The 15,582-nt window shown below is 40.6% G+C and carries 13 protein-coding genes; 6 read left to right on the forward strand and 7 right to left on the reverse strand.

From position 1 onward, the window contains the following. Positions 1-73: 73 nt before the first annotated feature. Entirely contained in the window at positions 74-406 is a 333-nt protein-coding gene (locus tag KSO91_RS12200) for a VF530 family protein (protein WP_238743275.1), read from the reverse strand. 187 nt (positions 407-593) lie between these two features. On the opposite strand from KSO91_RS12200, the gene KSO91_RS12205 reads away from it, so the two are divergent. Further along, positions 594-3,005, forward strand: a complete 2,412-nt coding sequence (locus KSO91_RS12205) for a DNA polymerase II (RefSeq protein WP_238743276.1) — start codon at positions 594-596, stop codon at positions 3,003-3,005. Positions 3,006-3,009: 4 nt separating this feature from the next. Here KSO91_RS12205 and KSO91_RS12210 read toward each other — a convergent pair whose 3' ends face one another. After that, the gene (locus KSO91_RS12210) at positions 3,010-3,915 is read right to left on the reverse strand and encodes a LysR family transcriptional regulator (protein ID WP_238743277.1); all 906 of its coding nucleotides are present in this window, start codon (positions 3,913-3,915) and stop codon (positions 3,010-3,012) included. A 156-nt stretch (positions 3,916-4,071) separates the two neighbouring features. On the opposite strand from KSO91_RS12210, the gene KSO91_RS12215 reads away from it, so the two are divergent. Both KSO91_RS12215 and KSO91_RS12220 read left to right on the forward strand, forming a co-directional pair. Continuing rightward, positions 4,072-4,761, forward strand: coding sequence for a type 1 glutamine amidotransferase domain-containing protein (locus KSO91_RS12215; RefSeq protein WP_238743278.1), 690 nt, complete (start codon positions 4,072-4,074; stop codon positions 4,759-4,761). A gap of 30 nt (positions 4,762-4,791) precedes the next feature. Next, positions 4,792-5,949 carry an iron-containing alcohol dehydrogenase gene (locus KSO91_RS12220; protein WP_238743279.1) on the forward strand — a complete coding sequence of 386 codons (1,158 nt, stop codon included), beginning with the start codon at positions 4,792-4,794 and terminating at the stop codon, positions 5,947-5,949. A 269-nt stretch (positions 5,950-6,218) separates the two neighbouring features. Here the strand turns inward: KSO91_RS12220 and smrB are convergent, their stop codons facing one another. After that, positions 6,219-6,764: an endonuclease SmrB gene (gene smrB, locus KSO91_RS12225; protein ID WP_238743280.1), complete on the reverse strand. Its 546-nt coding sequence runs from the start codon at positions 6,762-6,764 to the stop codon at positions 6,219-6,221. A 55-nt stretch (positions 6,765-6,819) separates the two neighbouring features. Here smrB and prmB point away from each other — a divergent pair, with 55 nt between their 5' ends. Both prmB and aroC read left to right on the forward strand, forming a co-directional pair. Next, positions 6,820-7,731 carry a 50S ribosomal protein L3 N(5)-glutamine methyltransferase gene (gene prmB / locus KSO91_RS12230; protein ID WP_238743281.1) on the forward strand — a complete coding sequence of 304 codons (912 nt, stop codon included), beginning with the start codon at positions 6,820-6,822 and terminating at the stop codon, positions 7,729-7,731. Positions 7,732-7,795: 64 nt separating this feature from the next. Continuing rightward, the gene (aroC, locus tag KSO91_RS12235; protein WP_238743282.1) at positions 7,796-8,884 is read left to right on the forward strand and encodes a chorismate synthase; all 1,089 of its coding nucleotides are present in this window, start codon (positions 7,796-7,798) and stop codon (positions 8,882-8,884) included. Between the two features lie 121 nt (positions 8,885-9,005). Here aroC and KSO91_RS12240 read toward each other — a convergent pair whose 3' ends face one another. Further along, the gene (locus tag KSO91_RS12240) at positions 9,006-9,896 is read right to left on the reverse strand and encodes a LysR family transcriptional regulator (protein WP_238743283.1); all 891 of its coding nucleotides are present in this window, start codon (positions 9,894-9,896) and stop codon (positions 9,006-9,008) included. 127 nt (positions 9,897-10,023) lie between these two features. Between KSO91_RS12240 and KSO91_RS12245 the strand changes: the two genes are divergently transcribed. Continuing rightward, complete coding sequence (locus KSO91_RS12245; protein WP_238743284.1) at positions 10,024-10,998, forward strand: TDT family transporter; 975 nt, start codon at positions 10,024-10,026, stop codon at positions 10,996-10,998. Between the two features lie 37 nt (positions 10,999-11,035). Here the strand turns inward: KSO91_RS12245 and KSO91_RS12250 are convergent, their stop codons facing one another. The 3 genes from KSO91_RS12250 to KSO91_RS12260 all read right to left on the reverse strand — a co-directional run bounded on the left by KSO91_RS12250 (position 11,036) and on the right by KSO91_RS12260 (position 15,250). After that, positions 11,036-12,910 (reverse strand): AsmA family protein, encoded by a 1,875-nt coding sequence (locus KSO91_RS12250; RefSeq protein ID WP_238743285.1) that lies wholly within the window; start codon positions 12,908-12,910, stop codon positions 11,036-11,038. Positions 12,911-13,139: 229 nt separating this feature from the next. Next, positions 13,140-14,132, reverse strand: coding sequence for an ABC transporter substrate-binding protein (locus tag KSO91_RS12255; RefSeq protein ID WP_238743286.1), 993 nt, complete (start codon positions 14,130-14,132; stop codon positions 13,140-13,142). Positions 14,133-14,317: 185 nt separating this feature from the next. Then, positions 14,318-15,250, reverse strand: a complete 933-nt coding sequence (locus tag KSO91_RS12260) for a DUF808 domain-containing protein (RefSeq protein ID WP_238743287.1) — start codon at positions 15,248-15,250, stop codon at positions 14,318-14,320. Positions 15,251-15,582: the final 332 nt, after the last annotated feature.

The raw sequence follows: 15,582 nt of genomic DNA on the forward strand, positions 1-15,582 counted from the left end.
TACTGAGTAATTTTAGCATGAAAGGTAATTTATCATCAGCTTTAATTAGCAGATTATATTATGTCTATTTAGGTTATTCTTTTGCTTTTAATGTGGGCCAAGTAAAGGCATCTGGCTTTGTCTCTGAGTCGACTGATGTGGCTCGCTTCTGTGCAATAAGGCCGCGAATTAAGTGGCCTGTTGCTTTGTTATCACTGAAAAAAGTTTTAAGATATAAAATTTCTACCTTACTACGTGCCCACGGTGTTTTGCGCAGGAACTTTAAACTTGATTTAAGCCGGGGATTATTCGTAAAACAATTAATATTGAGTAATTCACCCATCTGCTTCCAACCTAATTTACGTTCCAATTCGGTTAGAATTTGTTCAAGCTTAACACCATGTAGTGGATCATTGTCGTTTGTCATTGTTATACTCAAAATACAAAAAGCATATTATAACAAGTTTGTAAGTTAACTTATCTGTTAAATAGGTATTAATTTTTTTCCCCCTGCTCTCTCAAGCTAGTTTTGCGTTAGTATATTGGAAAGCAATGACTAATGTGCTTAATTGCATAACCTAAGCTGTATTCACTTATTCCGGTAACTGCCACTTATGTCTGAACAGGCGCCTCGTTTTATTGAAGGTTTAATCCTTTCCCGCCAACAGTTGGAAACATCACAAGGTGTTGAATTGATATTGTGGCTTGCTAGTGATTATGGCCCCTGTAAAGTGGTTATTCCCGCTCAGCGTTACGTCTTTTTGCTGCCGCAACAAGATTTACAACAGGCACAAACGTTGTGGGCTGAACAACAGTTAGCTGTGCAGGATATCCGTTTTCTGGCATTGAAATCTTTTAAACAACAGCCAGTTGCGGCAGTCTACAGCTTTACTCAAAAAGTGTTTCGTGCGTTGCAGTTAGTATTAGACGCTGTAAATATCCCCTATTTCGAAGCTGATATTAAGATAAGTGACCGTTACTTAATGGAGCGTTTTATCTATGGTTGCGTGAGTGTCAGTGGTGAAATTGTGTGGACGGGGCAGCACTGGCTCTGCCATTCACCTAAACTCCAAGCGGGTAAGTATTCCCCGCGTCTAAAATTAGTATCTTTAGATGTTGAATGCAGCCCTCAGCGGGAATTGTATTCGATTGGATTGAGTTATGGTAATGCTTACTCAAAACTAGCTACGGGCTCGGTTGTTCCCTATTCCATCGTCCTGATGATAGGGGGGGCGCGGCCGGTCGATGATATTAATATCCACTGGGTGGAAGATGAAAAAAGTTTATTGCTGAGCTTACAGAGCTGGTTGAATCAGTATGACCCCGACGCCATTATCGGCTGGGCGGTTGCTAATTTTGATCTGCGTTTATTATTTGAGCGCGCTAAAGTGCACGACCTTCAGCTACGCATTGGCCGTGATGGTTCGGCGCTGCGTTGGCTAGGGCATAGTGATGATCCACAGCAAGGCTCTGTTATTTTAAATGGACGGGTAGTGCTCGATGGTATAGATCAACTTAAAAATGCGGGCTGGCAATTTGAGAGTTTTAGTTTGGAGTTTGTCAGCCAATCAATGCTCGCTGATGGCAAACTTATCAGCACCGATCATAATAAAGGTCTGGCCATTCAACGGCAATTTGAACAAGACCCTATTTCACTTGCGCGTTATAACCTACAGGATTGTTTACTAGTCGAACGCATTTTTGCTAAAGCACAATTAGTTGACTACGCCACGCAGCGAGCGCGCTTAACCGGGCTGGCATTAGATCGGCGCGGTGCATCCGTGGCGGCCTTTACTAACCTGTATCTACCGTTGCTGCATCGTAGCGGGTATATCGCCCCCAATATAGGTGATGTGGAAGCGCAACACTCACCAGGTGGCTTTGTGATGGATTCCCGACCGGGGCTCTATTCTTGGGTGCTGGTACTTGATTTTAAATCCCTCTACCCTTCGATTATGCGTACTTTTAAGATTGACCCTATGGGATTGATCGAAGGGTTACATGACGCGCAAGCAGATTCTATTCCGGGTTTTAGGGGAGCCAGATTTAGCCGCAGCAAACATCATCTTCCTGGTATCCTTGATAAACTAAGCGCAGCTAGGGAGCTGGCCAAGAGTGAAAATAATCAGCCATTTCAGCATGCGATTAAAATTATTATGAATAGCATGTATGGTGTACTGGGCTCTCAAGGATGCCGTTTTCATGATACGCGCTTGGCTAGCTCTATCACTCTGCGCAGCCATCAAATTATGAAGGAAACGCGAACCGTTATCGAGCAGTTAGGCGAGCAAGTCATTTATGGCGATACCGATTCTACTTTTATTTGGCTGCAGAAGTGCGAGAGTGCCTCGAATGCGCAAATTCGAGGCGAGGAACTGGAAAAGCAGATTAACGAATATTGGGTAAGCAAGCTAAGAGACGAGTTACAACTTGACTGCTTTTTAGAGATTGAATTTGAAACCTGTTTTCGACAATTTTTTATGCCAACGTTGCGTGGTTCTGAGATGGGATCCAAAAAACGTTATGTCGGGCTGAAACAAACCCCAGAGGGTGAAGAGATTTTATTTAAGGGGCTCGAGACGGTTCGATCTGACTGGACTGAAATGGCTCAGGAATTTCAGAAAAGCTTATATCTTAAAGTGTTTGCAGGCGAGCCCATCGATAGTTTAGTGATAAATACGGTGAATAAATTGAACGCTGGCGAACTTGATAGCAAACTTGTCTATTATAAACGGCTGCGTAGACCTTTGGCGGCATACCTGAAGAATGTGCCACCGCAAGTACGGGCAGCCCGCTTGGCGGATCAAAAAAATGCTCGATTAGGGCGACCGTTACGTTACCAGCAAAGAGGGCGAATAGCTTATTTGATGACCGTCAATGGACCCGAGGCGATTGAGTATCTCAGTTCAGCGATCGATTATCAGCACTATATAGACAAACAACTTAGACCTATTGCTGAGGCTATCTTGCCATTACTGGGCAAAGATTTTACTCAGCTTATTTCAGATCAGCTATCTCTGTTCTGATTTTTTATATGGGTAATTTACGTTTATTGAAGAATATTATGAGGTGATCTATTAACAAGCGTAGCTTTTTAGATTCTGCGGCACCTGGTGGAAATACAGCATACACATCAATATCATTAAGTTTATAGTCAACCAGTACCTGCTCTAATGTACCTGCTTGTATTTTTGGCCAAGCATCATAGATTGGAATGCGGCCTATACCATGGCCAGCCTCAATGAATGCGGTGCGAGCAGCGGCATTGTTGGTACTGATAGATCCCTTTATTGTCACACTAAATGAGCGGTTGCCTTTTTTTAGCTCCAATACGCCGGATGTAAGCTTGTAGATCACCCAATTATGATTGCCTAGCTGAGCAGGCGTGTTTGGGTAACCATGTTTTTTGAAATAATCAGGCGAGCCGCATAAGCAAGTCGGCAGCGTGGAAAGTTTGCGTGCTTGTAACCCTGAATCAGGCAATGGTGCGCCGCGAATAGCGATATCGATCCCTTCTTTCATAATATTAACCACTTCATCACTGAGCATTAAATCCAGTTCTATTTTTGGATAAAGTGTGCGGAATTCATTGAGAGCAGGAACAATCGTTTGTAGGCCAACATTGACCGGACTGGTTATCTTTAGTAGCCCCACGGGCTCACTTTTTAAGTTTTCAATCTGTTGATTGGCGGCAGAAGCCTGCTCGGCAATAATATGGCAGCGTTGGTAATATTGTCTACCCGCTTCGGTCAGAGCAATCGAGCGGGTGGATCGGTTAAGCAGTTTAATCCGCAGATGTGATTCGAGTTTTTTAATATGATAACTGACTACTGCGCGTGATAAGCCGATATGTTTGGCTGCTGCGCTTAGATTTCCCTGCTCGACTACATGGGCAAATACCACCATACTTTTGAGTTGTTCAAATGAGATATCCATAAACTTTCGTGCCCATTTTAAATTATTTATTGTATCAATTATTAGACCAATGATATCAATTATGTCTGCATTGTCCAAATTAAGTTCTGCGCCTATACTAACTTCTCTTTATTAATCTCATCGAGCAAAACGCACTTTTTAAAAAGGAATTGGAATATGAACCGTAAGAAAATATTAATGGTGCTGACATCACATGCGGACATGGGGAATACAGGTGAAAAAACGGGTTTTTGGATAGAGGAGTTTGCAGCTCCCTATTATCTATTTAAAGACGCTAATGTCAAAATCGCCTTAGCATCTCCTGCTGGAGGTCAACCACCTATTGATCCTAAAAGTGAATTAGATGACTTTCAAACCGAGGCGACTAAACGCTTTGATAGCGATATTGCAGCCCATTTTCTACTTGCGAATACACTGCCGCTTGCCGTGATTGAACAGGCTGATTATGATGCTATTTTTTATGTCGGTGGTCACGGGCCGTTATGGGACTTAGTTGAAAATCATGATTCAATTGATTTAATTGAGACATTTCTGAATGCTGATAAAGCCGTTGCTACCGTGTGTCATTCCACAGCAGTTTTGCTCAATGTAAAAGATCCATCAGGTGAGTTTGTTGTTAAAAACAAATTGATCACCGGTTTTAGTAATAGTGAGGAAGAAGGGGTGCAGCTAACCGAAATTGTACCATTCTTATTACAAGATGAATTGTTAAAACGCGGCGCTGAATACCAAAAAGTTGTCGATTGGCAGGCCTTTGCAGTACAGGATGGTCTTATTATTTCCGGACAAAATCCAGCCAGTTCTGAACTGGTTGCACAAAAGCTACTTAACCACTTAACGGCTTAACCGTTTTCATTACAGAAAGGAAAAAGAAATATGTTGAATTTTAGTTTTCAAAACCAGACACGGATTCATTTTGGCCAAGGTCAAATTAGTGCGGTGACAAATGAAATCCCACTGGATGCAAAAGTATTAGTGACTTATGGTGGCGGTTCAATTAAAAATAACGGTGTTTATGATCAAGTCGTTAACGCATTAAAAGATCACACTTGGTTTGAGTTTTCCGGTATAGAGCCTAACCCGAAATACGATACCTTAATGAAAGCGCAGGCAGTTATTAAAGAGCACGGAATCGACTATTTATTGGCTGTCGGCGGTGGCTCTGTCGCAGATGGAACAAAATTTATTGCCGCAGCAGCTCTTTTTGAAGGTGATGATCCGTGGGATATATTAGTTAAACAGCAAAAGATTGAGTCGGCATTGCCCATTGGTGTGATATTAACGTTGCCAGCGACTGGGAGTGAAACCAATACGAATGCAGTGGTCACTCGTGATGGTAATAAATTACCCTTTTCGAGCCCTGTTGTACGCCCTCAATTTGCAGTACTCGATCCCGCGGTTACTTTGTCGCTTTCAGATCGCCAGATTAGTAATGGAGTAGTTGACGCATTTATTCATACTATGGAGCAATACCTGACCTATAGTGTTAACGGTAAAGTGCAGGATCGTTTTGCAGAAGGTTTACTACAGACTCTAATTGAAGAAGGTCCAAAGGCATTACAGCCAGAGAGTAAAGATGATCTTGAGGTGCGTGCTAATATTATGTGGTCAGCAACGATGGCACTTAATGGTTTAATCGGGGCGGGGGTGCCGCAAGACTGGTCGACTCATATGATTGGTCATGAGTTAACGGGTAGTTACGGGATTGATCATGCGCGTACTCTCTCTATTGTATTACCTGCCGTCATGAAAGTATGCCAGAAAGCTAAGCATGGCAAGTTACTACAATATGCACAGCGCATTTGGCAAATAAACACTGGCAGCGAAGACCAACAGATAGTGCAAGCCATTAAAATGACTGAAGATTTTTTCCAACGGATGGGAATGCCAATCCGTTTATCGGATGTTAAGTTAGGGGAAGCTGACATTGATTTACTGCTCGCAAAACTAGAGTCACATGGCATGCTTGAGTTGGGTGAAAATAAAGCCATAAGCTTAGCGGTCAGTCGTCAGATATTAACAGCCGCGCTGTAAGCGCCTCTGCAACGTACCGATAAACGCGCGGTTTTTTGTGACTAAATAGATTTTCGGATAAAGTATAAAAAGCCGCTCAGAAATATTCAGGCGGCTTTATTGTTATTGATTCTGTGACTAGAACAACGGGTGATTACAATCAATGCCTTGTTTTCATCCATTTCTCCGTGCCTAAATAGAACATCTATTGAATAAAATGGTATGACGACTCGCTCGGCAGAAAGGCGTTAATTAGAATAAATTTAATAGCGTCAAACGTGCTAAATAATCTATCGGCTATATTCCCGTTTTAGTTGCCAGTCTTCAAGTTCCACTAACAGTAATAGCGCACCGTGGCCACCAAACTCAAGTGGTGCTTGGTGAAAAGCTAAAATATCAGGATGTTGTGCCAACCACAAAGGCACCTGCTTTTTCAAAATATGCTTGCCTACACCGTGCATTACACTGCAACAATACAATCCTTCTTTTTTGCAACAGGCGATTAAAGCGCCGAGTTCTCGTTTTGCCTCTTCTTGAGTCAGGCCATGTAAATCTAAAATTATCTCTGGCGCAAAATCACCGCGGCGCAGCTGTTTTAACAAATATTTTTGAGCATCTTGGCGCAGATAACGGACGGGACCTTCTTCAGCTAAGTGCGGTTCAAACCCGTCAGAGAAATGATCTGTTTCAAATGAAGCGACCATGGCTTGTTTAATGAGCTGTTTTTTCTTAATGTTTTTAGTGGGTAGTTTTATGGTATCCTGTAGCAACTTTTTGATACCTGAAAACTCTGCGCTAAAGAGCGAAAAATCATCATTTTTATTTTTATCGGTCATGGTCTTTCCAAATCTAACTTTTGATAGCGGCAGTTTACCTTAATTGGAGAATAAGTTGGACACGATTTTTAGCGATGAAGCGGTTAATGAACTGCGTACGATTCAAGATATGACTCGTTGGGCAGCGACAGAATTTAACCGTGCTGGTCTGTTTTACGGTCACGGCACCGATAATGCGTTAGATGATGCGACGCGCCTCATTATGCCTTTATTAAGTTTGCCGCTACATTGTAGTAGCGAAATGGGTAGCGCCCGTTTAACCCGCCGTGAACGTGAAATGCTAGTAGCACTGATTATAAAACGCATAGATTTACGTATTCCGGTAGCTTATTTAACGAATACTGCATGGTTTGCTGGCTTAGAGTTTTATGTGGATGAGCGCACCCTAGTGCCGCGCTCTCCTTTTGCTGAGCTTATTGATTGTCGCTTTTCACCTTGGTTAAAAACTGCGCCGCAGCGAATTTTAGATTTATGCACTGGTAGTGGCTGTATTGCAATTGCCTGCGCTTATGCTTTCCCAAATGCGGAAGTGGATGCCGTTGATATCTCTGACGATGCTTTAGAAGTGGCTGATATTAATATTCAAGGACACGGATTAGAGCAACAGGTTATTCCTATGTTGTCGGATCTTTTTTCTGGCGTGGAAAATGAAAAATACGATCTTATCGTTGCCAATCCACCTTATGTTGATGCCGAAGATATGGCAAACTTACCCGCTGAATTTAAACATGAACCCGAGCTTGGTTTGGCATCTGGTTTTGATGGTTTAGATCTAGTACGTAAAATGTTAAATCAAGCGGGTAATAGACTCAATGAAAATGGTCTGTTATTTGTGGAAGTGGGTAATTCGCAAGTTCACTTGCAGCAAGCGTACCCAGAGATCCCCTTTGAATGGATCGAGTTTAACGCTGGTGGCCATGGTGTGTTTGTTTTAACAAAAGCGCAACTGGATAATATTAAAATATAAATTTAATAAAATAGAGCCATTAAGCTTTGTTTTTAAAGTTCATTAGTTAAGTGGGAAATAATTTATGGCAGGAAGCAGTATCGGTCAACTTTTTAGAGTGACCACCTTTGGCGAAAGCCATGGCGCAGCATTGGGTTGTATTGTTGATGGTATTCCACCTAATCTAGCGATTTGCGAGGCGGATCTTCAGCACGATTTAGACCGACGTCGGCCAGGGCAATCTCGCTACACAACGATGCGCCAGGAAGGCGATCAAGTTAAGATTTTATCAGGTGTATTTGAAGGCAAAACAACAGGCTGTAGTATTGGTCTGCTGATAGAAAATACAGATCAGCGTTCTAAAGATTACTCAGCTATAAAAGATCTATTTCGTCCCGGTCACGCTGATTACACTTATCATCAAAAATATGGCCACCGCGATTACCGAGGCGGCGGCCGTTCATCAGCACGAGAAACTGCGATGCGTGTTGCTGCTGGCGCGATCGCTAAAAAATACTTAAAAGAGCAATTTAGCATTGAAATACGCGGTTATTTAAGTCAGTTAGGCAATATCACACCCGATTCAATTGATTGGGATGAAGTGGAAAAAAATCCATTTTTCTTTCCCGATGCATCGAAAATAGAAGCCCTTGATATTTACATGCGCGATTTAATTAAACAAGGTAACTCCATTGGCGCTAAAATTTCAGTGGTCGCCTCGGGTGTGCCGGTTGGTTTAGGTGAGCCCGTTTTTGATCGCTTAGATGCAGAGTTAGCACATTCGTTAATGAGTATTAATGCCGTGAAAGGGGTGGAAATTGGAGATGGCTTTGCCGTTGCCAATCAAAAAGGTACTGATCACCGTGATGAGATGACACCAGATGGTTTTTTATCAAACCATGCAGGCGGTATTTTGGGGGGGATTTCAACGGGACAGGATATTATTGCGCATATTGCCTTAAAACCGACTTCAAGTTTAACCATCCCTGGCCGTACTATTACCGTGGATGGTGAAGCCACCGAGATGATAACCAAGGGGCGACATGATCCTTGTGTGGGGATCCGAGCAGTGCCAATAGCAGAAGCTCAAATGGCTATTACATTACTCGACCATTTATTACGTCATCGTGCTCAGAATATACATGTCACTACCAATACGCCGTTTATCAAATAACATTCGCAAGCAATGTTCATGTTATACCCGTTATCATTCAAGATACAAAACGTATTTTGATTGGCAACGGGTATATCAGGCACGCCAGCTTGCTTCGAAGCTAGCGCATTTTTTTATTTCTTTAAAAAGGTAATTGCCAGTCCAACGAAAACTCAATCAGTTGTTTTAATAGTGGGCTTTGATACTTGTCTTTATGGCAAACCAGCCAATAATCACGTGACATATCAAGCTCAAGGTTAAGTTGTATTAAACGTTTATCATTAAGCGCATGCCGAGCCGCTAGTCTCGATATGCAGGTGATACCCAGTCCAACCGAGGTACAATTAATAATCGCTTCAGTAGTATTTAACTCTAAAGTGACCAAATAATCTGTCAGTTTTTCACCAATATTTTTAATAAAAAATTCACGAGTTCCGGAACCTGCTTCTCGCAAAATCCATTCTTGATTTTCTAAATCAGTTAAGCTTAGTATTTTCTTTTTAGCGAGTGGATGCGCGTGATTACAGACCACCACCATATCATCTTTCAGCCAACGAATAGATTGTAACTGCTGATCAAAAACATAAGCCTCGACTAAACCGATATCAAGCTCATACTCTTTTATCTGCTTGCAAATAGTGGTGCTGTTGGCAATGAGTAGGGATTGCTTGTGATGCTTTGTTACTGCTCGAAAGTCAGATAAAAGAGATGGGACAACATGATTACCAATGGTATTACTGGCACCGATTCTTAATTTTCCCGTGAGGCTAGTTTGCTGTTCAAATAAACGTGTGATGATTTTACTTCGTTCAATTTGTTCATCGGCAAGTGGTAGTAACAGCATTCCCCATTGATTTAACAATAGACGATTATTTTTACGATCGAAAAGCTTCTGGCCAAGCTGCTTTTCTAGCTCAGCCAGCCCCATACTGACCGCTGGCTTGCTGATAAAAAGTTTTTGAGCTGCGGCTGTAATGGTTTTCTCTTGGGTTATGCAAATAAAGAGCTGTAACTGTTTTAATGTGATGTTCATAAATATCTCTTAATAGCGTTTAGCAAGTGAAACGTTAAGTTTAATTGAACCATAAGTAACTTTAAACTGTTTTTACTGCTGATGTTTTTATATAATATTTTTTTTAGATATTGACTAAGTTGTCCTTGTGCTCAAAATTATTAATAACTATTTATCTCAGCTTCCAAGCGCATTAGCAGGTCTTGCATTAGGGATTGCCAGTTTAGGTTTGTGTTGGGAAAACGCCGTTAATCTACAAGGTGCCGGACAGATATTTGGCACAATCTTGGCAAGCTGCATTTTAGTGCCTCTTGTTTTTAAGTTTTTAGTTAATCCACATCTTTTAAAACAAGATCTGCAACATTATATCGGCGGCAGTGTAACGCCAACACTAGCAATGGCAACGATGGTGGTGGCAAATAATATCGCTTTATATCATTTTCTGTTAGGACAAATTATTAGCTCATTAGCTATTATTTTGCATTTATGTTTTTTGCTTTTGTTTATTTACTACCGCAGTAAGTCGTTTAAATTGGAACATATTTTACCCAGTTGGTTTATTCCACCTATTGGCCTTGTGATTGCACTGATTATGCATCCCGGAGGTCTTTATCCGCTACTCGCTGACCTGGTATTCGGAGGGGCTTTGTTGGCCTATGCGCTGCTGTTACCTACGGTATTATATCGGCTACTCTATTCTAAGAAACTTTGTGAGCACGAACAACCCATACTGATTATCTTAGCAACACCGGCAAGTTTATTATTGGTGGGGTATTTTGCGTCGACCACGCAAGCCAACTATTTAATGGTTGCGCTGCTTGCAACTCTTGCTGTTGTGATGACTTTATTTGCTTATCTAGCCCTGATAAAACTATTACGTTTGCCTTTTACTCCGGCCTATTCAGTGTTCACTTTCCCACTGGTTGTTGGCGCCACTGCGCTTTTTAAAACAAGTCATTTTCTAGCAATAAAAGGGTATCTCCCTTTAGCTGCTATGACAGAACAACTGGCTTATATGGAATTGGTGATTGCAACCTTGATGGTTATTTATGTAAGTATCCGCTATATCCATTATTTATCAGTGCCGAAAGCCTTTTTTAATGAAATAAAAAAAGCCCGATAAATTACTTTATCGGGCTTTAACATAAATACTAGTAGGGTTAATTAAACAGTTTCCCAAGTCCTTTTTTGATTAATGTATTACCTTCTTCTTTAATCTCATTTTTGGCTTTTTCTTTAAGTTCTTGGGTTTTCATTTTAAGCTTTTCTTTTAGCGCTCCTTCCATGTCTAAAGAAAATTTGGGATCGGTAAATGAGCCTTTGATAAGCAAGGGTATTGTCACACCACCAAGATCGTCAAACTCTGTTTTCTCATCACTTTTTGATAGCGGTGTAATACCCAACTTATAGTCTAGGGACTCGTTTAAAATATTGGCTAAACCTAATCCATCTAGGCGCATAACGGGTGATAACATCAGTAATTTATTATTATCAACTATGCCTTTTTTTATGTTGAACTCACCGCTCAGTGAAGCAAAATCAGTTTTTTTAATATTATCTTCAGTCGGAGCCGGCTTGCCTGTTAATTTAGCCTTAAATGAACGTATTTCTTGTGGAATATTAATACCGTATAATTCACCATCAAGTAACTTGAAATCTCCTGAGCCTGCTAAGCCAGATTTGATTTTCTCGGTGGTTAAACCTTGCCCTGATGCTTTAAAATTAAAGGCTGTTTTACCACTAAGCAGATCAATATCGGCGGCATCGATCAGCAATGGACGGATCGCTACATCTTGAAGGCTGCTTGCAAGTTGGTATTTATTGGCCCCGTTGGCATTATCGACCCAAGCGTTTAGTGTTAATAAACCTTGGTATAATTGTGCAGTTAGAGGGGTCACTTGCGCTTTGCCTTTATTTATTTGAATATTTGTATCGACTTTCCCAATCGTAATACCCGATGCTTTAATGCCTGCAATTGTTAATGTACCTTTAACATCTAGATCCTCTAGGAAGCTTAGATCCGGTTCTTGTTCCGCAGTTGTTGCTGCTTGTTGATCTGTGCTGACTTTTTTGTCGACAGGTTTTTCCGGTGTTGTTGCTAGATAGGGACTAAGATCCCATTCGTTTCCCTGCAGGGCGAAACGGATTTTAGTTTTGGCTTTTGTTTGTACGGAGAGGGTACCTTGCAAATTTATTTTATCAACTTGTAAAACAAAGTCAGTCAGATCCGCCTTACTATTTGTTAGATCATAAATAATGTTGCTACTTATTACGCTGCTGATCTTGCCGTTAGGTAACTTGTCGCCAGCCATTATTGTTTGTAAATTGAGATTGTTAATTTGCAGGGTGGAAAAATCAGGCGCTACAATTAATGTGGCTTGCAATTCGATGTGACCAGTGGTTTGTGCCACGATTAGTTCGGTTAAAACAGATAAATCTGTTTCCTCGCCTAATGAAAATTTGCCAAGACGGATATGGTCAATATCTAGTTTGCTGGATGAAGCCGCTTTTAAATCCTGCACTTCAATGACTGTATTTTTGATATTGATGCCTGCTAATTGAACTTTATCAACAGCAAAGAATCTCGTGTTTTCACTTGTCGGCTGCTTTTTCTCTGTTTGTTCAGGCGTCTCTGATGTTTTTTCTACAAGCATATTATCAAGATTGGATGACCCATCTTTGTTGGTGATTAGATTTAAGACCAGACCATTGAGGGTTAGCTCTCCAATTTTAATTTCACCTTTAAATAGTGGTAATACCGCTATTTCGATTGCAGCGCTCTCTATCTTAGCTAAATTTTTACGATTAAAACCGGCAGGGTTCTGTAGTTCGATCTCGCCACTGCTAAATCCAAGTTGTGGGTAAAATGACCAGTTGAGATCGCCATTAATTAAGAGATCCCGATTAATTGCTTGTTTGACTTGAGTCTGAATCTGCGTTTTATAATCATTGGGATCAATCACTGTTAAGAGAATGACAATAGTCACAATAAACAAGGTAACTAACCCTGCAAGTAATTTAAGAAACAGTTTCATTGGATTTTCCTTTTAAGTGGGCATTCATTAGCATGAGTAAAGTGTAACCTGTTTTTATTTATTTAGAATTTTTGCAAACAAAAATATTGACGAAAGTAGTCACTTTGTTAGTTATCTGGAGATTTGTAGTATTTTAAGGTGATGATTTTGCGTAGGGTATCGCGATTTTTTATCGCCAATAGAAAAAGAAGAGGTGATATTAAGTTTAACAACTAGGGCGTAAGATTCGTTATTCAATGTAGGTTGCTTTTTTAGCAATATTTTCTGGGAGTGTCAGATCATATTTTTGCAGTGCTTTGCGGCTAAAAAGATAACGGCCTTTTTCAGCTGTTTTCGCCCTCAGCTGAGACGGGGGCACCCCGTTTAAAAGGATCTCTTTGGCCATCTCCGCTGCTAACTTTCCTTGTTCGAAACCAAATATAACCAACCCTCCGATATTCTTATTTTCGCCAATAGAATAATCCCAAAAACCGAATGGAGGAATCGGTGTGTTTGCTGCTGACCACTCAATAACTTGTTCTTCGGGAACATGCTGTCCATTACTGTCTTTAAGTGTGTGGAATAAGCCGATGAATAGCGCATCATAATTGTTATCTGCACTACTCAGTACAGCCTGTTTCCAGTCAGACCAGTCACCAACTTGTTGTATATTTACTTCAATACCTAATATCTCCATCTGAACATCACTTGAAAATGCCTCTTTTACAATAGTTTCTGCGACAATGCTATCGTCAAACAGAACCAGTACACGCTTCAATTTCTGTGGCAATATTTGATCAATAATCGGGATTGCGCGTTTAAGCAGTGGTCTTTCTAATACGCCAGAGATGTTTTGACTTTGATGGATATTGTAATGACGGGGGTTATTATTTAACCCAAGGTAGATAACAGGGGTTGTGACTTGGAGAAAATGGTCGCTAAGATACTGTACTGCGTTATCGTCACCTAAAATGACCAAATCTGGATCAAGTTGATTATAAATAGCCCACGCCCTATCGGCGCGTTCTTGATATAAAGAGGTCTCAATCCGTTTGGTATCCATCTGAAAATAATACAGTTCAAACTGATCCTGTAATACAGACCGGATGCCTTGCTTATAACTGATATCCCAATCGAAGTCGCAGTGGTAACTTTCGATAACTAAAATTTTCTGCTTGGCAATACTGTGTGTAGGAAAATACAGTAAAGCTGAGCATAAACAATAATAAAGTATTTTTATCACGGGTAAAACCTTACGTGCCAATTCCATTTAGCACAGTGCAACGATCCCAGTCATTTTAGAATAAGCTGTTAATCGCCAAATAAAAACTTAAGCTTATGTTTTTATAGAGGTTTGTCACAGTAATATTGGTCATAATAAAAATCCACTGAATATTCTGTGCTAGTCAACTAAGAGGCTGTACTTTGCTATTTATACCGTAGTGATATGCATTTTTTTATGGATTTCCATATCGCCGCAATAAAAATAAGACTAAAACCACAGATTAGTCCTATTAAAGCATTGCCAACGATAATGTAACTAGCAGAAACATATGAGATAGCAGGCAAGCTGCTAATGGCAGTGGCTATAAAATGATGAACGATAGGTATGTTATGGATGACAATGCCTCCGCCGACTAAGAACATTGCGATAGTACCGACGATAGTGAGTAATCTCATTAATTTTGGTGCAATGGAGATTAAGCTACGACCAACAATGCCAAAAAACGCTATTTTCGATTGTTTATCTTGTAGATAAAACCCCAAGTCATCAAGTTTGACAATACATATAACCACCCCATAGACAAAAATAGTCATTAATACCGCGATAAGGCTCATTACGATAAACTGAGTAAGTAATGGATGTTCTTGAACAGTACCTAACGAGATAACGATAATTTCTGCTGATAATATAAAGTCAGTACGGATCGCCCCTTTTATTTTTTGCTGCTCGTAAACTACTAAGTCTTCACTGTTGGCTTGCTCTGTAGCTACTGTTGCTATTTTCATCGCTGGATCGGTATTATGACTATATTTTTGAAAAATTTTCTCTGCACCTTCAAAGCACAGAAATAAGCCGCCGATTAATAGCAATGGCATGATGACCCAAGGTGCAATCGAGCTTATTAATAGTGCGGCGGGAACCAAAATCAACTTATTTTTAAATGATCCTTTTGCAACCCCCCATACAACGGGGACCTCACGTTCAGCACGTACACCTGATACTTGATGCGCGTTAAGGGCTAAATCATCCCCTAAGACCGCAGCCGTTTTACGTGCCGCTACCTTAGACATAACAGCAACATCATCCAAAACCGATGCTATATCATCTAATAACGTTAATAAACTCAATCCAGCCATCATAATCTCCTCTTGTCGATGTGATTATATAATAAATAAGATTTGAAGAGGTTACTTACTTTCATTTTATGATTTCATTGTTGTGGCGTCTCTTATATGTAGGTAGTTAATTGTTGTAAAGTAAATGGTGAACAGGAATATCTTTTTAATCGCCTGAGCTGACGGTTGATAATTGAGCTATATGTTTATTAATTGCGCACTCGGGTGCGGGTCGTAAAAAAAAACTTGCCAATGTCTATTCAATCCCTATAATGCGACCCCACAGACACGGGCTGCAACGCCAATGACTGAGAACGAAAGAGGTTACTTTTAATGACGTTTAACGTTGATTG

This window comes from Psychromonas antarctica, from assembly GCF_022267535.1.
GTDB lineage: Bacteria > Pseudomonadota > Gammaproteobacteria > Enterobacterales > Psychromonadaceae > Psychromonas > Psychromonas antarctica.

Coding starts and splice junctions, on each gene's coding strand:
- KSO91_RS12200 (WP_238743275.1), bottom strand. CDS start 406: ATGACAAACGACAATGATCCACTACATGGTGTTAAGCTTGAACAAATT.
- KSO91_RS12205 (WP_238743276.1), top strand. CDS start 594: ATGTCTGAACAGGCGCCTCGTTTTATTGAAGGTTTAATCCTTTCCCGC.
- KSO91_RS12210 (WP_238743277.1), bottom strand. CDS start 3,915: ATGGATATCTCATTTGAACAACTCAAAAGTATGGTGGTATTTGCCCAT.
- KSO91_RS12215 (WP_238743278.1), top strand. CDS start 4,072: ATGAACCGTAAGAAAATATTAATGGTGCTGACATCACATGCGGACATG.
- KSO91_RS12220 (WP_238743279.1), top strand. CDS start 4,792: ATGTTGAATTTTAGTTTTCAAAACCAGACACGGATTCATTTTGGCCAA.
- smrB (WP_238743280.1), bottom strand. CDS start 6,764: ATGACCGATAAAAATAAAAATGATGATTTTTCGCTCTTTAGCGCAGAG.
- aroC (WP_238743282.1), top strand. CDS start 7,796: ATGGCAGGAAGCAGTATCGGTCAACTTTTTAGAGTGACCACCTTTGGC.
- KSO91_RS12240 (WP_238743283.1), bottom strand. CDS start 9,896: ATGAACATCACATTAAAACAGTTACAGCTCTTTATTTGCATAACCCAA.
- KSO91_RS12250 (WP_238743285.1), bottom strand. CDS start 12,910: ATGAAACTGTTTCTTAAATTACTTGCAGGGTTAGTTACCTTGTTTATT.
- KSO91_RS12260 (WP_238743287.1), bottom strand. CDS start 15,250: ATGGCTGGATTGAGTTTATTAACGTTATTAGATGATATAGCATCGGTT.